Here is a 20821-nt window from a genome sequence, read left to right as displayed (position 1 = left end):
CACGCGGGATGCGCCAAGTCATCAGGGGCTAAAGTCGCGGCGCGATCAGCCGATGAAATGGGTGAAACGAATCGGCAGCAGCCTTCGTGCCTCACCACTAGAGAAAGCCCACGAATGTTCAACTCGCGTCTGAAGCAGGAACTGGCCGCCCTGCGTGAAGAACTCGCCTCCGTCGAAGAGATCCGCGCCAGCCTCGATGCGGAAATGCTCGTGCTGTTCCTCGACCCGCGAGGCCGCATCGAGTCGGTGAACGCCAACTTCGAGAAGGAAATGCTCCACCGCGGCGACCAGCTCAAGGGCCGTCCGTTGCTGGACCTGATCCCCGACCACGTGCGCGGGCTGGACTTTCACCTCAAGGTGAAGCACGCCATCGAGCGCGGCGAACACCTGGCCGGGGTGATCCGCCTGCTGCGCGGCAACGGCGAGGAGGCCTGGCTGCGTTCGATCCTGCAGCCGGTGCACGACGCCGCCGGGGTGATCCAGCGCTTCTCGATCTACGCCAGCGACCTCACCCGCACCATCGAGAATTCCCGCGAGCATGAGAACCTGATCGAGGCGCTGCAGCGCTCCACCGCCGTGATCGAATTCAACCTGCAGGGCGAAGTGCTCACCGCCAACGACCGCTTCCTCGACGCCATGGGGTACAGCCTGGCGCAGATTCAGGGCAAGCATCACCGGATGTTCTGCGAACCCGCCGAATACAACTCCCCGCAGTACGAAGCCTTCTGGGCCAAGCTGCGCCGCGGCGAGTTCGTCGCCGACCGTTTCAAGCGCGTCGACAGCCGTGGCCACGAAGTGTGGCTGGAGGCCTCCTACAACCCGATCATCGACGCCCACGACCGCCTCTACAAAGTGGTGAAGTTCGCCACCGTGATCACCGAACAGGTGCGCCGCGAACGCGCTGTGGCCGAGGCCGCGACCATCGCCTTCGACACCTCGCAGACCACCGACGACAGCGCCACCAAGGGCGCTTCGGTGGTCCAGCAGACCGTCGACGTGATGCGCGAACTGGCCGACCGCATGCAGGAAGCCGCCGAGGGAATCGAGGCGCTGGATCGCCAGTCCCAGGCCATCGGCGCGCTGGTGCAGAGCATCCGCAGCATCGCCGACCAGACCAACCTGCTGGCGCTAAACGCCGCCATCGAGGCAGCCCGCGCGGGCGACCAGGGCCGCGGCTTCGCGGTGGTCGCCGACGAAGTACGCCAGCTTGCCTCGCGCACCAGTGCCGCCACCGAGGAAATCACCCGCGTGGTGGAGCAGAACCAGCACCTGGCAGGCCAGGCCGTGGCCATGATCGACCGCGGCAAGCAGCAGGCCGAACTGGGCCTGGAGCTGTCCGGCCAGGCTGGCACGGTGATCATCGAGATCCAGGACAGCGCCCAGCGCGTGGTCAACGCCGTGGGCCAGTTCGCCAACCAGCTGTCGACCTGATGCGCTTGCCTGCGGCACGTCAACACGGCTTGCCGCAGCCTCCCCTAGTCTCCCGTCCGGCATTGCAGCTAGGCTCAATGCAGATGCGACCTCTCGCCATCCAAGGACGAACCCATGAGCGACACGCCCCTCCCCGACGTCATCCAGTATCTGCGCCTGCTGCCCGAGCGCGGTGGCTCGGACATGTTCTTCAGCGTCGGCGCGCCACCGCACCTGAAGGCCGAAGGCCATAGCCAGCCGGCAGACGATCGCGTGCTGCAGCCCGGTGAAGTGAAGACCCTGGCGTGGCAGCTGATGTCGCCGGCCCAGGTGCAGGACTTCGAACGCGACCTGGAGATGAACCTGGCGCTGAGCGTGCCGGACGTCGGGCGCTTCCGCGCGAATATCTACTACCAGCGCGGCGAAGTGGCGATGGTGGTGCGCTTGATCAAGCAGGTGATTCCCGACGTCACCTCGCTGGGCCTGCCGTCGATCCTCGACAAGCTGGCGATGCAGGACCGCGGGCTGATCCTGGTGATCGGCGCGGCGGGCGCGGGCAAGTCGACGACCCTGGCGAGCATGCTGGACTTCCGCAACCGCCACCGCTCCGGTCACATCGTCTGTATCGAGGACCCGATCGAATTTCTTCATACGCACAAGAAGTCGATCATCGACCAGCGCGAGGTCGGCCTGGACACCCACAGTTACGAGGACGCCCTGCGCAACGTGCTGCGCGAGGCGCCGGACGTGATCATGCTCGGCGAGATCCGCGACGCCGCCACCATGCAGCATGCACTGCACTATGCCGAAACCGGCCACCTGTGCGTCGCCACCCTGCACGGCACCAGTTGCCGTCACGCCATCGAGCGGATCACCCGCTTCTTCCCCGACGAGGCGCGCCCGCAGGTGCTGGCCGACCTGTCGCAGAACATCCTGGCCCTGGTCGGCCAGCGCCTGGTGCCCGGCACCCACCAGCGCCGCGCCGTGGCGGTGGAACTGGTGCTGGGTACGCCGCACATTCGCGGCATCATCCAGCGCGACGAACTGCCCGAGCTCAAGGGCGCGGTGGAGCGCGCGCTGGAAAGCGGCATGCAGAGTTTCGACCAGAGCCTCTACAGACTGCTGGAGGAAGGCCGCGTGAGCGTGGCCGACGCACTGAAGTTCGCCGATTCGCGTACTGACCTTGCACTGAAGATCAAGCTGGAGCGCGGGATGGATGCCGACGGCGTGGGGACGGTATTCGGCAGCTGAACGCGCCGGCTCCGAATGTGCGAAAACATGGCCAATCGCGGACAGAGTTCGCTCCTACGCCGCCTCTTGCCAATAAAGCAGAAACAATTGTCTTCTTCGAGGAAGTCCGTAGCGATGCATTCCCCTCACCCCAGCCCTCTCCCTCAGGGAGAGGGGGCAGTCCGAACCGGCTGACGCGAAGATTTTATCCTGCACCGTACGGTCCCCTCTCCCCTCGGGAGAGGGTTAGGGTTAGGGTGAGGGCCGACACACGCACAGAGGCATCTTGTAGGAACGGACTCCGTCCGCGATCGCTTCCCGGCCACTCCCCTCGCGGAAGACCTCACATCCGCTTCAGCAATGCCTCGATATCCACGCTCTCCGCCATCGCCCGGTTCCCCGCATCGCCGGGGTGCAGGTGGTCGCCGCTGTCGTAGGCCGGTAGCAGGCGCAGCGGGTGAGCGGGGTCGCGCAGGTGCGCGTCCAGGTCCACCACCGCATCGAATTCCCCGCTCTGGCGAATCCACTGGTTTACCCGCTGGCGCAGCGCTTCCTTGTTGGCCGCGTGGTAGTTCTCTATCGGTGAGCCGCTGAGGGCGCGCTCGAATGGCAGGATGGTCGCGCCGACGATACGCACGCCGCGCACATGGGCCTGGGCAATGAGCTGCCGGTAACCGGCGACCAGGTCCTGGTACTGCACCAGCGGGTTGTTCGGCGCGAAGGTACTGCCGGGCCAGGAGATATCGTTGATGCCCAGCAACACGATGGCCGTCTGCACGCCCGGCTTGCCCAGTGCGTCGCGCTGGAAGCGCGCCAGGGCGCTCTGCCCCATGCCGTCGGAGAGCAGCCGCCCGCCGGAAATGCCGGCATTGATCACTCCCACGCCGCGCGCTGCCAGCCGCTGCGCCAGCAGGTCCGGCCAGCGCTGGTTGCCGTCCAGGCTGGCGCCACGGCCATCGGTGATCGAGTCCCCCAGCACCGCCACCACCGGCCGCGGCTCGGGGTTTTCCACCAGCACATCGGCGAGGAACAGCCGCGCTTCCATCTTGCCGTCCACCGGCAGGAACGTTGCGTCGAGTTGTTCGCCCGGCCCGCCATGGACGCGCTGCTTGCCGTCCCAATGGAAGGTTTCGATGGCGGTCGGCTGCGGCAGATAGATCGACACCGCCAGTTCGCCCAGCGCCGGGACGGCGAGGTCCAGCGGATCGCTCAGCAGCTCGGCGCCCGGCGCGATATACGCCGTGGGCTGGCCGGCGAAAGTCAGCCGATGGCTGGGGCCGCCAAGCCGCCCGGCCGGTGCAGCCAGTGCCACGGCCGCCCCGCCGATCGCCACCGGCTGGCTGCCATAGGCGTTGGACAGCGCAATGCGCACACGCTGGCCGCCGAGGCTGACCTTCACGGTCTGCCGCAGCGTCTGGTTGCCGATCTGCGTCGGTACGCCCAGCGGCAGCGGCACCCCCTTGCCCCAGGTGCGTTGCGGGCTGGCGCTCCAGGTGGCCTGCCAATGCCCTTCATCCGCCTGCGCCAGCGGCAGGACAAGGGCAATCAGGGCAGCGAGCAACAATCTGTTCATGGCATTCCTCGAAATCGGTGAAGGGGTTGGCCACAGGCTCTGCCATTCCCATTCACGGCGGTAGACGGCATATTTGCAGACCCGTCATTCGATAAACGAATAGGACATGGATACTCTCAAGGCGTTGCACTGTTTCGTTCGCGCCGTGGAGCTGGGCAGCCTTTCCGCCGTCGCCCGCGAGTCCGGCAGCAGCCAGCCGACGGTGAGCAAGACCATGGCGGCACTGGAGCGCCAGGTCGGCGCGCAGTTGCTGATCCGCAGCACCACCCGCGTACAACCCACCGAGCAGGGCCGACGCTTCTACGAGCATGCGCGGCAGACACTGGAAAGCTACGCCGAGGGCGTCAGCCAGGCCCGTGGCGAGACCGAACAGGTGCGCGGCCGCCTGCGGGTCAGCGCGCCGGTGAGCCTGGGCGTGCTGCGGCTGAACGCGCTGTTGCTGGAGTTCATGCAGCTGCACCCGGACGTAGAGGTGGAATTGCTGCTCAACGACCGCTTCGTCGACCTCACCGAAGAAGGCATCGACCTCGCCCTGCGCCTGGGCGGCGAACTGCCGGAACAGCTGATCGCCCGTCCGCTGGCCCGCTCGCCACGCTATCTGGTCGCGGCGCCGGCCTGGATTTCACGCGTGCCAGCACTGAACAGTCCCGAAGACCTGCCGCCAGCCGATTACCTGCGCTTCGCCTGGCTGGATGCCGGGCAGAACCTCCTGCTGCGCCATGCCGATGGCCGAGAGCTGAGCCTCGCCACGCGCAGCCGCTACACGGCGAACAGCTCCCTGGCGATCCGCGAGAGCTACTGCCTGGGCGCCGGCTTCGGCCTGACGCCGGCCTGGCTGGTGGCCGACCTGCTGGCCGACGGCAGCCTGCAGCGCCTCCTTGCGGATTGGCGCGGGCCTGCCCAGGAGGCCAGTCTGCTGTATCCTTCGCGCCGTTTTCTGCCGGCCCGGACCCGCGCGCTGATCGACTTCCTCATCAAGCGCCTGCCGCACCTGCCCGGCTTCGAAGCCCTGTGAGCGCCCTGCGCGGTTCCCCGTGCAGGGCAGCGACTATGCTTTTCGCCATTGAACCGAACCGGCGCGCCCGCCGGCCGGTCGAACCCTGACACTCGCCCCCGAGGGACTTGCATGGGCAAGCCACACACACCTTACCTGCTGGCCGCCCTGGCCCTGCCAGTGCTGCTGGCCGGCTGCTCCACGCCCGCCGGCAACCCTTGCGACGAGCCGCTGAGCGGCGAGGCCTGCCGCCAGGAACGCCTGCTCTACCAGAACGACATGCTGCAGGCGAAGCTGCTGATCGCCACCGGCGACCTGGCCAACTACGAGCTGGCCGAGGCCCTGCTGACGCGCTCCCAGGAGAAGGACGAGCGCGGCGAGGCGAGCTTCTACATGGCACTGCTGAAGATCAAGGAGGGCCCGCAGGTGGACGAAGTGCTGGCGCTGCTGGGCAAGGCCGCCGACGCCGGCCAACCGTACGCGGTGGCGCTGCTGTACAAGATCTGGTCCGAGCCCTTCCTCGTCGAGCAGGCCGACCCGCAGAAGGCCCAGCAGTACCTGGAGGACTACGCCAACCTCGACGTCGCCAAGAGCGGCTACCCGTCCTTCGAGAAGGCCAGCGCGCTGGTCGATGCCCTGCTCAGCGAACCGCCCGCCGTCGCCGGCCAGCCCTAGCCCTCGTCCGGTGCCGGCTCGGCCTGGTCGAAGGTGCGCTCGCCCTCCCCCTTGCCGTGAGGCAGGTGGTGCTCGATCACCGCATTCAGCTCTGCTCCCAGCAGCAGTACCGCCGACGAGATGTAGAAGTACAGCAGCAGCACGATGATCGCGCCGACACTGCCGTACATGGCGTTGTAGTCGGCGAAGTTCTTCACGTAGTAGCCGAACCCCAGGGACGCCGATATCCACAGCACCACGGCGAGCACCGACCCGGGCGTGATGAAGCGGAACTTCTGCTGCACGTTGGGCGTGACGTAGTAGATGATCGCCACCGCCATCATCATCAGCAGCACGATCACCGGCCAGCGCAGGATGCTCCAGAGGATCACCACGAAGTCCTCCAGACCCACCTGGGCGGCGATCCAACCCATCACCTGGGGCCCGAGGATCATCAGCGCGGCGATCAGCATCAGCATGGCCACCAGGCCGAAGGTGTAGAACAGCGACAGCGGGATGCGCTTCCACGCCGGGCGCGCCTCACGCACGTCGTAGGCGGCATTGAGCGCGATCATCAGCGAGCGCACCGCCGCCGAGGACGACCACAGCGCCACCACGATACCGATGGACAGCAGGCCGCCCTGGCGCTGCTGCAATTGGTCGATGACCGGGTTGACCTGGTCCAGCGCCTGGGCGGGCAGCACGTAGTTGGCCTGTTGGCGGAGGAAGTCGAAGAACTCGGGCAGGTGCAGGAAGCCCAGCAGCGCAATGAGGAACAGCAGGAAGGGAAACAGCGAGAACAGCCCCTGGTAAGCCAGCGCAGCGGCGTAGGTGGGCATCTCGTCTTCGAGGAATTCCTTCAGCGTCAGGCTGATCAGCTTCCAGGGCCCCAGACTGAGCCCGCGCATGTCCATGAATCGCATCCCGCACCGTCCTCCCGATGAGCGCTCCACCTGCCGGCAACTGCAGGGTGGACCTGCGCAACGCCGGCAAAGTTGCAAGAAATGCGCGACGCAGAGCGCCCGCCAGCACAGACCATAGCCGCTGGCGGGGCCGGGATGCCAGAGCGAAAAGGTTTCAGTCGGCCAGCCGATAGACCTTGGCGAAACGCTCTGCCTTCACCACGCCGTAGTCGCCGGGCGCGTATTGCATGACCCAGTCGCCCGCGGCGCCGGTGAGGCGGTCGCCACCTGCCGAGCGCAGCAGCGTGAAGGGCTGGTCCATGCACCGGGCCAGCACCACGCTGGGACGGTTGCGGTAGGCACCGGGGTGCCCGTGCGTGAGTGCCGCGTCGGCGGGCAGGTATTTCGGGTCGAAACGCTCGCGGGAAACGACCCAGCTCTCCCCCGTGGCGCTGCTGATGATCGCGTCACCGATAGCGTAGCGGTTCAGCCCTTCGAGGCTCATCAACTCGCCCGGCGCGACGGCGAATTCGACGGTGACGGTTTCATCCTTCACCACGCGTTGCGCGGCGGGATCGGTGCGGAGGTCGAGCTGGGTGAGTTCGATCATGGCGGGACTGCAGACCTGCGGAAATGGTGGGGAACGACCGGTCGCAAGCCTACCTGCAAAAGAATCGTCCCGCGAGCGGCCAGCGGCTGGCGGTGCTCTACACTCACAGACCATGAGCGTGCAGCCACTGCACACTCGATCGAACCCGGCCATACCCTGGCTGTCGCACCTACTGAGCCTGCATCTCCGCCCCCATCAGCCGTACAGGAATCTCCCATGCCGTTTGCCCGTCTCGCCCTGCCCTTGCTGTTGCTCACCAGCCTTGCCGTCCACGCCGATGACTCCGCCGACGAGGCGAAATTCCTCAAGGAATCGGCGGACTATTTCGACCAGGTGACCAAGGCCAACCTGCCGCGCCAGGTGGACAAGGTGACCACCCTCAACAGCGTGCAGCTCGACCCGGCGAAGAAGATGCTGTACTACCGCTACGCCATCTCCAACCTGCGCCTGGACGCCATGGACCTGGGCGCCCGCGCCAAGTTCGAGAACGGCCTGAAGAAGCAGCTCGAAGGCACGACCTGCGAACAGCCGGACCTGCTGCAGCGCTTCCGCGAGCATCACCTGAGCGTCACCCACGAATACGCCGGCAGCGACGCCAAGCCGCTGGCGAGCATCACCATCGACCCGCAGACCCTGAGCTGCGCGAAGACCTGAAGCTGCACCCAAGAGCCACCGATGAGCCGTGCCGACTACCCCCAGCAACACGCCCAGCGCGCCGAGGCCGAAGCCCGGCGCCTGCTGGCCGAGCGCGACAACCTCGGCGCCCGCTGGCTGCCCTGGGTGGCCGGCGAGCTGTACCGCCTGAGCCCGGCGCCTTACGCCAACATGGTACGCCGCGAACTGGAGCGCCTGACCGCCGGCTGAGCGACCGTGCGCAGCGGGACTATGCTGAAGCTGTCAGCTCTCGGCCCGAGGGCGTCCCCTGGAGGACAGGCTCGTGAAAGGTCTCGACGCGAAGAAACAAGCGAAGAAGAAGCCGCTGAAAACCGCGCATGAAAAACGCATGGCCAAGCGGCAGAAGAAAACCGGCAAGTCGCTGCTGGGTACTCCGCAACAACCGTCCTGAGGGTAATCCCCTCGTCTTGCGGATGGCCTCGGTGAGGGGCCGTCCGCTCACCGCCAATCAGACAAGCCCGGCCCGCAGGTTCAGCAGCATGCGCTCGCCCTGGGCGAGGATCAGCCCGCCCGCGCGATAGCCGGCAGCGCCGATGCACAGGAAGCGTTCCGCTTCGCCCGGCTCCACCTGTTCCACCGCGCGGCTGCCCGGATGCCAGATGACACTGCCGGCGCTGGTGTTCTTGTCGATGCGCAGGCGGCGCTGCCAGCCGGCATCTTCCAGCACCAGGGAACCGGTGTTGTAGAGCACCTGCTTGACCGCACCACGCGGCGCCCAGGTGTTGGGCAGGCCGCTGGCCTTGCCGTCCAGCTCCATGCCGTGGACCACCGAGCGACGCAGCGAACCCACGCGCCAGTATGGCTGCAGGGCGAAGCTGAAGAGGCAGTCGCTGTCATCCTCGTGGTAGCTGGAAAGTTCGATGTCCAGGTCCTGGCCCAGGCGCGCTTCCAGGCGTACGTGCCAGTCCTCGATATCCAGCTGCCAGCTGACGACCGCCTTCTGATCATCGGCCCAGGCGTCGAGCATGCGCCACTCGCGCTGGCGCGCCCAGCCATGCTGGGGCCAGTCGGCCTCGGTGGGATGGCTGCCGAACCACGGCCAGCAGACCGGGATACCGCCACGGATCGGTGCCGTGCTCAGGCTCGGCCACTGGCTGGAGCACCACAACAGCGGGCGTGCGCCGCGCGGCTGGAAGTGCAGCAGTTGCGCGCCCTGGCGGCTGAACACCGCCTGGCATTGCGGGTGATCGATGAGCAGCAGGTCGCGACGCTGGAAGCGCACCCAGTCGAAGGGCCGCTTGGCCCGCATGGAATGAAAAAAACGCTGCAGCGGATGCTCGAGCATTGTCCGGATGTCCTGATCCAATCCCTGCCCGGACATTCCGGGGCGTGAAGTTCTCTGTAGTTTCACTACATCTTACAGAAAAGGCCGCGATTCTAACCGCAAAGCCTAGTCACGCGCAGCGCTTGCGCCAATGAAAAACAGTTCCTCACCCGCTCCGGGTCTGCCCGCTTCTGGCCTCTGTAGGAGCAAGCTTGCTCGCGAACCGCCTGACACCGGAGCCCCAGGGTATTCGCGAGCAAGCTCGCTCCTACAAAAAGCAGCCGAGTAACCACCCAACACACCGCCCGGAGCAGACAAAAAAGGCCCGTCACAAGGACGGGCCAGGTTCGCACCAGGGAGCAATCAGAAGCTGGACTGGATCTTCAGGCCGGCCACCACGGCGTTGTTCACCTCGTCCACGCCGCCCGGATGGCGGATGTACTGCAGGTTCGGGCGCACGGTGAGCCAATTGGTCACATGCACGCCGTAGTACAGCTCGGCGTTGTACTCGGTGTCCTGGATGGGCTGGTACAGCGGGTTGTCGTAGTCGTCGATGCCGTTGACCTGGTTCACCAGGCGCTGGCGGTCCTGCACGTCGTCGTTGACGTGGATGCGCGCCACGCCGAAGCCGATGTCGTCCTTGGGCCGCGCGTCGAACGGGCCTTTGTAGACGACACCGAGCTGCTGGTAGTTGTCGACGGTATTGGTGGCCTTGTCGTGCACCGTGAAGTTGGCGAACAGGCTCAGGCCGCGGGAGGCGTCGCCGTTGTGCGCGGTGACCTGCTGCTGCGCCACCACCCACCAGCCGTGCTTGCCGCTGTGGGTCTTGGCAGGCTCGCCGGTGAGCGCCTGCGGGTTGCCGTTGACGTCGTCGTACACGTCGTCGGCCTCGGCGGTGCTGTAGTAGTAGCCCAGGCGGTACTCACCCGGCAGCTGAGCAGCACCGACTTTCGGCATCCACACCAGCTCCACCGGCAGGATGGTGCCCTTGGTGCCGCTGCCGTTGAGCTTGAAGCCGTTGCCGGTCTCCAGGTTCGACGGGTTCTGGTTGTAGGCGCCTACCTGCGCGTACCACTCATCGTTGAAGTTCCACTTCACGCGGGCGGCCCACTGGCTGACCGGCCAGTTGTACCAGATGCCGCCCACCCAGTTGCCCACCTGCGAGCCGCAGAAGGCCAGGTTCTGGAAGTCGCAGGGGAAGCTGTTGAAGTCCTCGCCCTCGCCGAAACGGCCGACCTTCACGTCCAGCGCGCCGTCGAAGTACTGCTGCTTGATCCACATCTGCGTCAGGCGCCAGGTCTGGCCCCGGCCCCAGACTTCCTGCACGGAGCTGAACTGCCCGGCGCGCGGGTCGCTGATGCGGTCGTTGGAGAGGTTGCGGCCGCTGCGCTCGGTGACCGTCAGCTGGAACTCGGTGGCGTCCCAGCCGAGGATTTTCTGCAGGTCCAGGTGGGTGCCGAGGGCGAACTGGTCGGAGTAGCGTGCGGTGGTGTGCTGGTCGTAGCCGCCGCCCAGGTTGCTGGCGGCCTCGCCGACGTAGTCGAGCTTGAAGTCGTAGCCCTTCTCCAGCAGCTCGGTGCGCTTGCCGCCCCAGTCGCCCAGGCCCCACCTGGACTCGGATGAGAAGGCATCGGCGGCCTGGGCGACGTTGCCCACACAACCCAGTGCGAGCAGGCAGCCCAGGGTTCGTGCGGCGGGCCGGTTCTTGTTGTTCTTGTGCATCTCCAGCGTCCTCGTTGTCTTGGTTTCTAGCGTAGTTACAGGCAGGGGGTGTTTCAGGAGTGCTTCTGTCGGGCCAGCGGCGTCACCTTGTTCGCGCCGTCGCCGCGCGGCTCGGCGCGCAGGCGCTCGCCGCTCTGCGCGTCGAACAGCAGCGCACGGGACGGATCGAAGCGCAGTTGCAGCGACGAGCCCGGTTGCGGCGACTGGTCCGGCGCGAGGCGGCAGCAGACCTTGGCGCCGTTGAGCGTGACGAAGACCAGGGTGTCCGGCCCGGTGGGCTCGACCACTTCGACCTCGGTGCGCAGGTCGCTCGGCCCGTTGCCGCCATCGGTGGCCAGTTGCACCTGTTCCGGGCGGACGCCGAGGATCAGCTCGCGCCCCTCGGCCAGCCCGGCGTCCAGTTGCAGCGGCAGCTCGCAGCGGTCCTGGCCGCTGTCCAGCAGGCCGACCAGGCGGCCGCCCTGCTGCTGCACCTTGAGCGGAATGAAGTTCATCGGCGGCGAGCCGATGAAGCTGGCAACGAACAGGTTCGCCGGATCGTTGTAGATCTGCTGTGGCGTGCCGAACTGCTGGACGATGCCGTCCTTCATCACCGCCACCTTGTCGCCCAGGGTCATGGCCTCGATCTGGTCGTGGGTCACGTAGACCGTGGTGGTCTTCAGGCGCTGGTGCATCAGCTTGATCTCGGTACGCATCTCCACGCGCAGCTTGGCGTCGAGGTTCGACAGCGGTTCGTCGAACAGGTAGATCTTCGGCCGCCGCGCCAGCGCCCGGCCCATGGCCACGCGCTGCTGCTGGCCCCCGGAGAGCTGCGAGGGCTTGCGTTCGAGCAGGTGCTCGATCTGCAGCAGCTTGGAGACCCGTGCCACTTCGGCGTCGATTTCCGCCCTGGGCAGCTTGCGGATCTTCAGGCCGAAGGCGATGTTCTCGCGCACGCTCATGGTCGGGTACAGCGCATAGGACTGGAACACCATGGCGATGTCGCGATCCTTCGGGCTCATCCCGCTGATGTCCTGGCCATCGACCAGGATCGCGCCGCCGGTGACGTTCTCCAGGCCGGCGATGCAGTTCATCAAAGTGGACTTGCCGCAGCCGGAGGGGCCGACCAGGATCAGGAATTCGCCCGAGTCGATCGACAGGTTGATCGACTTCAGCGTGTCGGCCAGACCGTTGCCGTAGGACTTGTGCAGGTTGTGCAGTTCGAGTGTGGACATCTTGGGCTTACCTCAACCTTTGACCGCGCCGGCAGTCAGCCCGCGCACGAAGTACTTGCCGGCCAGTACGTAGACCACCAGCGTGGGCAGCGCCGCGATCATCGCGGCGGCCATGTCGACGTTGTATTCCTTGACCCCGGTGCTGATGTTCACCAGGTTGTTCAGCGCCACGGTGATGGGCTGCGCGTCGCCGCTGGCGAACACCACACCGAACAGGAAGTCGTTCCAGATCTGGGTGAACTGCCAGATCAGGCAGACCATCACGATGGGCGTGGACATGGGCATCAGGATGCGCAGGAAGATGGTGAAGAACCCCGCACCATCCAGGCGTGCGGCCTTCACCAGGGCATCGGGAATCGCCACGAAGTAATTGCGGAAGAACAGCGTGGTGAAGGCCAGCCCGTAGATGCAGTGGACCATCACCAGCCCGGTGGTGGTGTTGGCCAGGCCGAGCTTGCCGAGGGTGAAGGACATCGGCAGGAGGATCACCTGGAACGGCAGGAAGCAGCCGAACAGCAGCGCGCCGAAGAACAGCTGCGAGCCGCGGAAGCGCCACATCGACAGCACGTAGCCGTTCATGGCGCCGATGAAGGTGGAGATCAGCACGCCCGGCACGGTGATCTTCACCGAGTTCCAGAAGTAGTCGCCCACCGCGCTCCAGGCCTTCACCCAGCCGATTGCTGTGAATACGTCCGGCAGCGCCAGCAGGTTGCTGGTGCGGATGTCCTCGGGCGACTTGAAGCTGGTCAGCAGCATCACCAGCAGCGGGATCACATACAGCGCCACGGCGCCCCAGAGGGTTGCGTGCACCGCCAGCCGGCTGAAGCTGAAGGCGGGTTTGAGGGTCGCGTTAATCATGGCGCTTGCCCCGCAGTTCCGAGTACAGGTAGGGCACGACGATGGCCAGCACGGCGCCCAGCATCAGCATCGCGCTGGCCGCGCCCAGGCCCATCTGGCCGCGGGTGAAGGTGTGGGCATACATGAACATCGCCGGCAGGTCGGAGGAGTAGCCGGGGCCGCCGGCGGTCATCGCGGCGACCAGGTCGAAGCTCTTGATGGCGATGTGCGCGAGGATCATCAGCGCACTGAAGAACACCGGGCGCAGGCTCGGCAGCACGATGCGCAGGTAAATGGTCGGCAGGCTCGCACCGTCCACCTGGGCGGCGCGCACAATGGCCGGGTCGACCCCGCGCAAGCCGGCGAGGAACAGCGCCATGACGAAACCCGAGGCCTGCCAAACGGCGGCGATCACCAGGCAGTAGACGACCCGTTCCGGGTCCACCAGCCAGTCGAAGCGAAAGCCGGTCCAGCCCCAGTCGCGCAGCAGCTTGTCCAGGCCCAGGCCGGGATTGAGCAGCCACTTCCAGGCGGTGCCGGTGACGATCATCGACAGTGCCATAGGGTACAGGTAGACGGTGCGGATGAAGCCTTCGCGGCGGATACGCTGGTCCAGCAGCACGGCGAGGAAGACGCCGAGCACCAGGCAGATACCGATGAACAGGCCGCCGAACAGCAGCAGGTTCTTGCTCGCCACCCACCAGCGGTCGTTGTCCCACAGGCGCAGGTACTGGCTCAGGCCCGCCCAGCTGTACGCCGGCATGAAGCGCGAATTGGTGAAGGACAGCAGCAGCGTCCAGCCGATGTAGCCGTACACGCAGACCAGCACCACGAGCATGCTCGGGGCCAGCACCAGCTTCGGCAGCCAGGCCTGCAGGCCGTCGAGCAGCGAAGCCCGAGGCGCGGCGGCGGGAGTGAAAGTCGGGGATCGGGTCGCCATCTGCTTTCTCGAGGATGAGTGAACCCACCCGGGCTGCCGTGACGGCCCGGAGTCGTTCTGGGGAATCAGAAAACCGGCTCCGTCACGGAGCCGGCGAGCGCGTTACTGCGCGGCGGCCTGGATAGCGGCGCCCAGTTGCTGCGCGGCCTTCTGCGGATCGGCGGCGGGGTCGTTGAAGAAGTTGGTGACCACGTCGAAGATCGCGCCCTGCACGTAGCTGGAGGCGGCCATGCTGTGGGCCATGCTCGGCACCAGGTTGCCGTCGGCGGAGGCGGCCTTGAAGTCCTTCATGGACTGCTGGGCGCAGGCGTCGAAGGGCATCATGTCGACGTCCAGGCGCACCGGGATCGAACCCTTGTTCAGGCTGAAGTCCTTCTGGAACGCCGGGTCGAGCACCGCGCGAGCGAGGTCTTCCTGGGCCTTGCGGTTCTCGGCGTTGCTCAGCTTGAACATCACCAGGGAATCGATGTTGTAGTCGAAAGCCTTCTGCGTGCCGGGGAACGGCAGGCACTGGTAGTCCTTGCCCGCCACCTTGCCGGCGGCAGTGAACTCGCTCTTGGCCCAGTCGCCCATGATCTGCATGCCGGCCTTGCCGTTGATCACCATGCCGGTGGCGACGTTCCATTCGCGGCCGGCAGCGTCGGCATCAACGTAGCTGTGCAGCTTCTTCAGCGCGGCGAAGACGTCGGCCATCTGCGCGCCGGTCAGCGTCGCCTTGTCCTGCTCGACGAAGGCCTTGCGGTAGCCTTCGGGGCCCATCTTGCTGAGCACCAGATTCTCGAACAGCGTGCCGTCCTGCCAGGGCTGGCTACCGTGGGCGAGCGCCGTGAAGCCGGCAGCCTTGAGCTTGTCGGCGGCGGCGAAGAGCTCGTCCAGGGTGGTCGGCGGCGTGGCGCCGGCCTTCTTGAAGACTTCCGGGTTGATGTACAGCCAGTTGACCCGGTGCACGTTGACCGGCACGGCCACGTAGTCGCCCTTGTACTTCATGATCTGCGCCACCTGCGGCGGCAGCAGTTGGTCCCACTTGCCTTCGGCAGCGACGTCGTTGAGGTCGGCGAGCAGACCGAGTTCGCCCCATTCCTGGATGTCCGGCCCCTTGATCTGCGCGGCGGCCGGCGGATTGCCGGAGACGGCGCGGGTCTTCAGCACGGTCATGGCGGCTTCACCACCGCCCCCGGCGACGGCAAAGTCCTTCCAGGTGTGGCCCTTGGCCTCGACGAGTTTCTTCAGGGTTTCGGCGGCGCGCTTCTCGCCAGGGGAAGTCCACCAGTGCAGCACTTCGACTTCACCGGCGTGGGCCAGCATCGGGGAGAGACAGAAAGAGGAAAGACAGATGGCGGCCGACAGGCGACGGATCGCATTCATGGGGAGCACCTTGTTCTTGTTATTGGAGGCAAGTCTGCGCTTGCGATGGTCCGAGTCTATCCAAGGCATTCCGCTCTCCGGGTAACGAAGCGATCTTCGATTGTCACGGGGTGGTGACATTGGGCAGGTGTTCATTGGGAAAGTTGCCGGGAGCACGAGGCGCCTTACTCCACCTCCAACCTCGGTAACCGCAACGTCACCCGCAACCCGCCCTCGCGGCGGTTCTGCAGGGTGACTTCGCCACCGTGGGTGTGGGCGATGTTGCGTGCGATGCCCAAGCCAAGGCCGTAGCCCTGGCCCCGTTCGGACAGCCGGAAGCGCGGCTCGAAGACCTTCTCCAGGCGTTGCTCCGGCACGCCGGGGCCCTGGTCGTCGACGTGCAGCACCACGGCATCGGCATCGTCCTCGATACTCAACTGCGCGCGCTCGCCGTACTTCAACGCGTTGTCCAGCAGGTTGCCGATGCAGCGCTTGAGCGCCAGCGGCTTGCCGGGATAGGGCTCGCGCGCCGCGCCGATGACCTGAACCCGGCCATCGGCGAGGTAGGGACCGGCGATGTACTGCAGCAGCTGGTTGAGGTCTACCGGCTCGATATTCTCGTGGATGTCGGTGTCCTTCACGCATTGCAGCGCGCCCTTCACCAGCAGTTCCAGTTCGTCGAGGTCGTGGCTGAACTTGTCCCGCGCCGGCTCGTCTTCCAGCAATTCGACCCGCAGGCGCAAGCGGGTGATCGGCGTGCGCAGGTCGTGGGAGATACCGCTGAACAGCTGGCCACGCTCGTTGACGTAGCGGTCGATGCGCTCGCGCATGGTGTTGAAAGCCCGTGAGACTTCCACCAGTTCGCTCGCCCCGTTCTCCTCCAGCGGCTGGTCCTGGCCGCCCAGGGCAATGTCGCGGGCGGCGCGGGCGAGGCGCTTGAGCGGGCGGCTCTGCCAGTGCACCAGCAAGCCGGTGAACAGCAGCAACAGCAGACTGGTGAAGGCGATGGAGATGATCTGCTGCGGCGGCAGGCCTTCGGGCTCCAGGGTGACGTAGGGCGCCGGCATCAGGCTGGCGATGTACAGCCATTCGCTCTCGCCGATGCGGATCTGCGTGACCAGCACCGGCGGGTTCACCGGCTCCAGGGTCAGTGCGTAGTGCGCCCAGGAGCGCGGCAGCTCCTCCAGCTTCAGCTCGCCATTGAACAACCGCAGATCGTCGGGGCTGACGAACTCCACCTGCAGCTCCACGTCCTTGCCCAGCTTCTGGTGCAGCACGTCCTGCACGATGTCGATCACCGCCTGCTTGTTCGTCGTATCGGGCAGCGCGCGCAGGTTCAGTGGCCGCTCGTTGAGCGAGACGAAGAAGCGCGTGCCGCCCATGCTGCGCAACTGGTCCAGCACCAGCGGGCGGTAGCCGATGGGCAGCGAGCGGAAGTAACTGACGCTGGCGGCCATGGAATAGGCCAGGCTGCGCGAGCTGGTGAGCAGGCCGTCGCGCTGGCTGCTGCGCAGGTGGGATATCCAGAACAGGCTCGACAGCCCCTGGGCGAGCAGCACCGCCAGCAGGGTGAGCAGCAGCATGCGGCCGAGCAGCGAGCGCGGTACCAGGGCCCAGCGGCGGCGCTCACTCATGGCCGGCGAGGTGCGGGCGAACCTGGGCAGCCAGCAGGTAACCGCTGCCGCGCACGGTCTGGATCAGCCGCGCCGGCTTCTCGGTGTCACGCAAACGCTGGCGCAGGCGTGACACGGCCATGTCGACGATACGCTCCAGCGGCATCACCTCGCGGCCACGGGTGGCACTGGCGATGGTGTCGCGGTCGAGAATCTGCCGGGGGTTGTCGAGAAACAGCTTGAGCAGCGCAAAGTCGGCGCCACTAAGGAAGTGCTCCTCGCCGTCCTCGTGGAACAGCCGGTGGCTGATGGTATCCAGCCGCCAGTCGTCGAAGGCGATGACTTCGCCGCCGCGCACCTGGGTGAACTGCGCGCGACGCAGCAGCGCCTTGATCCGCGCCAGCAGCTCGCGGGGGCTGAAGGGTTTGCCGAGGTAATCGTCGGCACCCAGTTCCAGGCCCACCACGCGGTCGGCCTCGTCGGAACTGGCGGTGAGCATGATTACCGGCATGCAGGCGTGGCGCTGGTGCGAGCGGATCCAGCGGCACAGGCTGAAGCCGTCTTCGTCGGGCAGCATCACGTCGAGGATCGCCAGGGCGGACTCCTCATCGCACAGCGCGCGGCGGAAGTCCTCGCCGTTGGCGACGGCGCGCACCTGGAAACCGGCGCGGCTCAGGTAGGTGTCCAGCAACTCGCGGATTTCCTGGTCGTCGTCCACCAGCAGGATGGATTTGGCAGGCTGGTTCACTTCGGGCGTCCTTTCTTGTTGTTTTCAACGGTGGCGCGGTGAATCAGCCTTCGTTGCGCAGTGCCTGTTCCAGGGCCACGCCGGCGCCGAACAGCCCCGGATGATCCGCGGTCATGACCCACACCGGCACCGGATCGAGATAAGGCCCGCTGGTCTTGCCGCGGGTGCGGAACGCCTCGGCGAAGCCGCTGCGCTGGAAGCGTTCGAGGAAGCGCGGGACGATGCCGCCGGTGATGTACACGCCGCCCAGCGCGCCGACCGTCAGCACGGCGTTGCCAGCGACCCGCGCCAGCCACAGGAAGAAGTGCTCCAGCACGGCGTCGGCGTAGGCGTCGCCGGCCATGGCGCGCTCGCCGATCTCGGCGGCAGTGGCGCATTTGGGTTCCACGCCATCGAGCTGGCAGCTCATGCGGTAGAGGTTTTCCAGGCCGCTGCCGGAGAGCACGCGCTCGGCCGAAACGTGGCCGTATTTCTCGCGCAGCAGTTGCCACAGGGCGAAGTCGCGCTCGGAGGTCACCGGCAGGTCGACGTGCCCACCTTCGCAGGGCAGCACTTCCCAGCCACCGTTCGGCAGCGGCATCAGGCTGCCGACGCCCAGGCCGGTGCCGGGGCCGATGATCAGCCTGGCGCGGCCTTCCAGCGCCCTGCCGGGCCGCACCTGCACCAGGTGTTCTTCCGACAGCCGCGAGGCTGCCCAGGCCATGGTGCTGAAGTCGTTCACCAGCAGCAGGTGGCTCAGTCCCAGTTCGGTGCGGAAGGCATCGCGCTGGATGACCCAGTGGTTGTTGGTGAACTTGAAGTCGCCGGCGCCGACCGGGCCGGCACAGGCCAGGCAGACATTCTCGACAGAAGAGAGCGGCTGGCCGACACGCTGCAGGTAATCGCGCACGGCGTCTTCCGGGCGCAGATAGTCGGCACAGGCCAGGACCTCGATGGATTCGAGGACTTCACCGCGCCACAGGGCGAAGCGGGCGTTGGTGCCACCGATGTCGCCGACCAGGGCGAAACCGTTCGAGGCGGAGTGAGCTTTGTTGGAGTTCATTGCGGGCTCGGGCCTGGAAGTTGGGTGAAAGGGTGCGGCGCGGAATCATGCCAGCATAGGCCAGCGCCGAAAACGCCCCGCGCGATGGACAGGCAGTCCCTTCGCGCGGGGCGCTGCGACAGTCAGCTCGGACCGTTCAGTTCAGCCGTGAAGCTGCAGGCGCCCTGCTCCGCCGGGCTGAAGGCATTGCGCATGAAGGCGAACAGCTCGCGGCCCATGCCCAGGTTATCAATGGCCGGAGTCTCGACGAGCGGACGCGCCTCCCATTCCGCCGCATCCACCAGCACGCGCAGTTCGCCGGTGGTGCCGTCGACGCGTACCAGGTCACCGTCGCGCAGCTTGGCCAGCGGGCCGCCATTGAGCGCTTCCGGGGACACATGGATGGCCGCCGGCACCTTGCCGGACGCGCCGGACATGCGCCCGTCGGTAACCAGCGCAACCTTGAAGCCGCGGTCCTGCAGCACGCCGAGGAACGGCGTGAGCTTGTGCAGCTCCGGCATGCCATTGGCCCGCGGCCCCTGGAAACGCACCACGGCCACCAGGTCGCGCTCCAGCTCGCCGGCCTTGAAGGCGGCGGCCAGGCTCGACTGGTCATGGAAGATGCGCACCGGCGCCTCGACGACCTGGTGTTCCACCGCAACGGCAGAGACCTTCATCACGCCGCGGCCCAGGTTGCCCTCCATCAGGCGCAGGCCGCCTTCCGGGGAGAAGGGGTTGTCGATGGGGCGCAGGATGTTCTCGTCCAGGCTCGCCGCCGGGCCTTCGCGCCAGACCAGCTTGCCCTCGTCGAGGAAGGGCTCCTGGATATAACGACGCAGGCCCTTGCCGACCACGGTCTGCACGTCTTCGTGCAGCAGGCCGCCGTCGAGCAACTGGCGGATCAGGAAGGACATGCCGCCCGCCGCCTGGAAGTGGTTGATGTCGGCCTGGCCGTTGGGATAGATGCGCGCCAGGGTCGGCACGATCTCGGAGAGGTCGGCCATGTCCTGCCAGGTTAGCTGGATGCCGGCCGCCTGGGCGATGGCGAGCAGGTGCAGGGTGTGGTTGGTCGAGCCGCCGGTGGCCAGCAGCGCCACCACCGAGTTGACCATGGCCTTCTCGTCGACGATCTCCGCCATGGGCACGAACTGGCCGTTCTCCGGCGTCAGGCGCGCGGCCTGGCGGGCGGCTTCGCGGGTCAACTCGTCGCGCAGCGGGGTGTTCGGGTTGACGAAGGAAGCGCCCGGCAGGTGCAGGCCCATCACTTCCACCAGCAACTGGTTGGTGTTGGCGGTGCCATAGAAGGTGCAGGTGCCCGGCGCGTGGTAGGAGGCCATTTCCGAAGCCAGCAGCTCCTCGCGGGTGGCCTTGCCTTCGGCGAACAGCTGGCGCACTGCGGCCTTCTCCTTGTTGGAGATACCGGTAGGCATGGGGCCGGCGGGCACGAACACCACCGGCAGGTGGCCGAAACGCAGCGAGCCGATCAGCAGGCCGGGGACGATCTTGTCGCACACGCCCAGGCACAGCGCGGCATCGAACATGTTGTGCGACAGCGCGATGGCGGTGCCCATGGCGATCACGTCGCGGCTGGCCAGGGACAGTTCCATGCCCGGTTCGCCCTGGGTGACGCCATCGCACATGGCCGGCACGCCGCCGGCGAACTGGCCGACCGAACCGATCTGCCGCAGGGCGTCCTTGATCAGCTCGGGGAAGCGCTCCAGCGGCTGGTGCGCGGAGAGCATGTCGTTGTACGCGGAGACGATGGCGACGTTGGCCTGGTTCATCAGCCGCAGCGCCTGTTTGTCGGAATCACCACAGGCCGCAACGCCGTGGGCGAGGTTACCGCAGGGCAGCGTGCCGCGGTGCGGGCCCTTGGTGGCGGCAGCCTTGACCAGGTCGAGGTAGCGCTGTCGCGTGGCCGCGCTGCGGGCCTGGATACGCTGGGTGACTTCAAGCACACGGGGGTGCATGGCAGCATTCTCCTACAGACTATCAGTTGTTGTTTTTACAACATAATTGTTTATTCCAAGGCGTTTACTTTTCAACGACGTGGAAATTTAATGGTTTTTA

The 20821-nt window shown here is 66.4% G+C and carries 20 protein-coding genes and 1 pseudogene; 8 read left to right on the top strand and 13 right to left on the bottom strand.

Translation table 11 applies throughout. The features are described from left to right. Window positions 1-57: 57 nt before the first annotated feature. The 3 genes and pseudogenes from PNI01S_RS28870 to PNI01S_RS20615 all read left to right on the top strand — a co-directional run. Window positions 58-891: pseudogene (locus PNI01S_RS28870) on the top strand (PAS domain-containing protein); the annotation flags it as partial. After that, on the top strand, window positions 871-1431 hold the full coding sequence (locus tag PNI01S_RS28865) for a methyl-accepting chemotaxis protein (protein ID WP_255302910.1): 561 nt from the start codon (window positions 871-873) through the stop codon (window positions 1429-1431). The pseudogene PNI01S_RS28870 and the gene PNI01S_RS28865, both read left to right, overlap by 21 nt. A 114-nt stretch (window positions 1432-1545) precedes the next feature. After that, window positions 1546-2661 (top strand): PilT/PilU family type 4a pilus ATPase, encoded by a 1116-nt coding sequence (locus tag PNI01S_RS20615; protein ID WP_084358917.1) that lies wholly within the window; start codon window positions 1546-1548, stop codon window positions 2659-2661. A 322-nt stretch (window positions 2662-2983) separates the two neighbouring features. On the opposite strand, the gene PNI01S_RS20610 is transcribed toward PNI01S_RS20615, so the two are convergent. Further along, on the bottom strand, window positions 2984-4213 hold the full coding sequence (locus tag PNI01S_RS20610; RefSeq protein ID WP_084358916.1) for an SGNH/GDSL hydrolase family protein: 1230 nt from the start codon (window positions 4211-4213) through the stop codon (window positions 2984-2986). A 106-nt stretch (window positions 4214-4319) separates the two neighbouring features. Here PNI01S_RS20610 and PNI01S_RS20605 point away from each other — a divergent pair, with 106 nt between their 5' ends. Together PNI01S_RS20605 and PNI01S_RS20600 are read left to right on the top strand one after the other, a co-directional pair. Continuing rightward, window positions 4320-5228: a LysR family transcriptional regulator gene (locus tag PNI01S_RS20605; protein ID WP_084358915.1), complete on the top strand. Its 909-nt coding sequence runs from the start codon at window positions 4320-4322 to the stop codon at window positions 5226-5228. Window positions 5229-5339: 111 nt separating this feature from the next. Then, window positions 5340-5882 (top strand): hypothetical protein, encoded by a 543-nt coding sequence (locus tag PNI01S_RS20600; RefSeq protein WP_084358914.1) that lies wholly within the window; start codon window positions 5340-5342, stop codon window positions 5880-5882. Here PNI01S_RS20600 and PNI01S_RS20595 read toward each other — a convergent pair. Together PNI01S_RS20595 and PNI01S_RS20590 are read right to left on the bottom strand one after the other, a co-directional pair. After that, complete coding sequence (locus tag PNI01S_RS20595) at window positions 5879-6784, bottom strand: YihY/virulence factor BrkB family protein (RefSeq protein ID WP_024766407.1); 906 nt, start codon at window positions 6782-6784, stop codon at window positions 5879-5881. The two genes, PNI01S_RS20600 and PNI01S_RS20595, sit on opposite strands and share 4 nt — an antisense overlap. 154 nt (window positions 6785-6938) lie before the next feature. After that, window positions 6939-7373, bottom strand: a complete 435-nt coding sequence (locus PNI01S_RS20590) for a PGDYG domain-containing protein (protein ID WP_065086349.1) — start codon at window positions 7371-7373, stop codon at window positions 6939-6941. A gap of 216 nt (window positions 7374-7589) precedes the next feature. Here PNI01S_RS20590 and PNI01S_RS20585 point away from each other — a divergent pair, with 216 nt between their 5' ends. From PNI01S_RS20585 to PNI01S_RS28665, 3 genes are all read left to right on the top strand, one after another. Further along, window positions 7590-8027 (top strand): hypothetical protein, encoded by a 438-nt coding sequence (locus PNI01S_RS20585; RefSeq protein WP_037014703.1) that lies wholly within the window; start codon window positions 7590-7592, stop codon window positions 8025-8027. 21 nt (window positions 8028-8048) lie between these two features. Then, a complete protein-coding gene (locus tag PNI01S_RS20580; RefSeq protein ID WP_084358913.1) occupies window positions 8049-8237 on the top strand; it encodes a hypothetical protein in 189 nt (62 codons plus the stop codon). Window positions 8238-8310: 73 nt separating this feature from the next. Beyond that, on the top strand, window positions 8311-8439 hold the full coding sequence (locus PNI01S_RS28665) for a hypothetical protein (protein ID WP_017516671.1): 129 nt from the start codon (window positions 8311-8313) through the stop codon (window positions 8437-8439). 57 nt (window positions 8440-8496) lie between these two features. Here PNI01S_RS28665 and PNI01S_RS20575 read toward each other — a convergent pair whose 3' ends face one another. The 10 genes from PNI01S_RS20575 to edd all read right to left on the bottom strand — a co-directional run bounded on the left by PNI01S_RS20575 (window position 8497) and on the right by edd (window position 20721). After that, a complete protein-coding gene (locus PNI01S_RS20575; RefSeq protein ID WP_024766410.1) occupies window positions 8497-9333 on the bottom strand; it encodes a D-hexose-6-phosphate mutarotase in 837 nt (278 codons plus the stop codon). A gap of 342 nt (window positions 9334-9675) precedes the next feature. Next, the gene (locus PNI01S_RS20570) at window positions 9676-11034 is read right to left on the bottom strand and encodes a carbohydrate porin (protein ID WP_037014706.1); all 1359 of its coding nucleotides are present in this window, start codon (window positions 11032-11034) and stop codon (window positions 9676-9678) included. A gap of 53 nt (window positions 11035-11087) precedes the next feature. Then, a complete protein-coding gene (locus tag PNI01S_RS20565) occupies window positions 11088-12248 on the bottom strand; it encodes an ABC transporter ATP-binding protein (RefSeq protein WP_084358912.1) in 1161 nt (386 codons plus the stop codon). Window positions 12249-12260: 12 nt separating this feature from the next. Beyond that, entirely contained in the window at window positions 12261-13106 is an 846-nt protein-coding gene (locus PNI01S_RS20560) for a carbohydrate ABC transporter permease (protein ID WP_024766412.1), read from the bottom strand. Then, window positions 13099-14025: a carbohydrate ABC transporter permease gene (locus PNI01S_RS20555; protein ID WP_038803419.1), complete on the bottom strand. Its 927-nt coding sequence runs from the start codon at window positions 14023-14025 to the stop codon at window positions 13099-13101. The genes PNI01S_RS20560 and PNI01S_RS20555 overlap by 8 nt, the downstream gene beginning before the upstream one ends. A 102-nt stretch (window positions 14026-14127) precedes the next feature. Further along, window positions 14128-15390, bottom strand: coding sequence for an ABC transporter substrate-binding protein (locus PNI01S_RS20550; protein ID WP_038803418.1), 1263 nt, complete (start codon window positions 15388-15390; stop codon window positions 14128-14130). A 164-nt stretch (window positions 15391-15554) separates the two neighbouring features. Beyond that, complete coding sequence (locus PNI01S_RS20545; protein ID WP_084358911.1) at window positions 15555-17003, bottom strand: ATP-binding protein; 1449 nt, start codon at window positions 17001-17003, stop codon at window positions 15555-15557. Next, entirely contained in the window at window positions 16996-17730 is a 735-nt protein-coding gene (locus PNI01S_RS20540) for a response regulator (protein ID WP_054909369.1), read from the bottom strand. Before PNI01S_RS20540 ends, PNI01S_RS20545 begins: the two co-directional genes overlap by 8 nt. Before the next feature lie 43 nt (window positions 17731-17773). Further along, a complete protein-coding gene (locus tag PNI01S_RS20535; protein ID WP_084358910.1) occupies window positions 17774-18772 on the bottom strand; it encodes a glucokinase in 999 nt (332 codons plus the stop codon). Window positions 18773-18894: 122 nt separating this feature from the next. Further along, window positions 18895-20721, bottom strand: a complete 1827-nt coding sequence (edd, locus tag PNI01S_RS20530; protein ID WP_084358909.1) for a phosphogluconate dehydratase — start codon at window positions 20719-20721, stop codon at window positions 18895-18897. Window positions 20722-20821 lie beyond the last annotated feature (100 nt).

This window comes from Pseudomonas nitroreducens NBRC 12694 (assembly GCF_002091755.1).
Taxonomy (GTDB): domain Bacteria; phylum Pseudomonadota; class Gammaproteobacteria; order Pseudomonadales; family Pseudomonadaceae; genus Pseudomonas; species Pseudomonas nitroreducens.
The sequence above is the reverse complement of the archived record's forward strand: the minus strand, read 5'-3'. Positions and strand labels throughout refer to the sequence as shown.

Bases quoted from the DNA above. Each gene is read 5' to 3' on its own strand.
- PNI01S_RS20615 (WP_084358917.1), top strand. From the start codon at position 1,546: ATGAGCGACACGCCCCTCCCCGACGTCATCCAGTATCTGCGCCTGCTG.
- PNI01S_RS20610 (WP_084358916.1), bottom strand. From the start codon at position 4,213: ATGAACAGATTGTTGCTCGCTGCCCTGATTGCCCTTGTCCTGCCGCTG.
- PNI01S_RS20605 (WP_084358915.1), top strand. From the start codon at position 4,320: ATGGATACTCTCAAGGCGTTGCACTGTTTCGTTCGCGCCGTGGAGCTG.
- PNI01S_RS20600 (WP_084358914.1), top strand. From the start codon at position 5,340: ATGGGCAAGCCACACACACCTTACCTGCTGGCCGCCCTGGCCCTGCCA.
- PNI01S_RS20595 (WP_024766407.1), bottom strand. From the start codon at position 6,784: ATGCGATTCATGGACATGCGCGGGCTCAGTCTGGGGCCCTGGAAGCTG.
- PNI01S_RS20590 (WP_065086349.1), bottom strand. From the start codon at position 7,373: ATGATCGAACTCACCCAGCTCGACCTCCGCACCGATCCCGCCGCGCAA.
- PNI01S_RS20585 (WP_037014703.1), top strand. From the start codon at position 7,590: ATGCCGTTTGCCCGTCTCGCCCTGCCCTTGCTGTTGCTCACCAGCCTT.
- PNI01S_RS20580 (WP_084358913.1), top strand. From the start codon at position 8,049: ATGAGCCGTGCCGACTACCCCCAGCAACACGCCCAGCGCGCCGAGGCC.
- PNI01S_RS20575 (WP_024766410.1), bottom strand. From the start codon at position 9,333: ATGCTCGAGCATCCGCTGCAGCGTTTTTTTCATTCCATGCGGGCCAAG.
- PNI01S_RS20570 (WP_037014706.1), bottom strand. From the start codon at position 11,034: ATGCACAAGAACAACAAGAACCGGCCCGCCGCACGAACCCTGGGCTGC.
- PNI01S_RS20565 (WP_084358912.1), bottom strand. From the start codon at position 12,248: ATGTCCACACTCGAACTGCACAACCTGCACAAGTCCTACGGCAACGGT.
- PNI01S_RS20560 (WP_024766412.1), bottom strand. From the start codon at position 13,106: ATGATTAACGCGACCCTCAAACCCGCCTTCAGCTTCAGCCGGCTGGCG.
- PNI01S_RS20555 (WP_038803419.1), bottom strand. From the start codon at position 14,025: ATGGCGACCCGATCCCCGACTTTCACTCCCGCCGCCGCGCCTCGGGCT.
- PNI01S_RS20550 (WP_038803418.1), bottom strand. From the start codon at position 15,390: ATGAATGCGATCCGTCGCCTGTCGGCCGCCATCTGTCTTTCCTCTTTC.
- PNI01S_RS20545 (WP_084358911.1), bottom strand. From the start codon at position 17,003: ATGAGTGAGCGCCGCCGCTGGGCCCTGGTACCGCGCTCGCTGCTCGGC.
- PNI01S_RS20535 (WP_084358910.1), bottom strand. From the start codon at position 18,772: ATGAACTCCAACAAAGCTCACTCCGCCTCGAACGGTTTCGCCCTGGTC.
- edd (WP_084358909.1), bottom strand. From the start codon at position 20,721: ATGCACCCCCGTGTGCTTGAAGTCACCCAGCGTATCCAGGCCCGCAGC.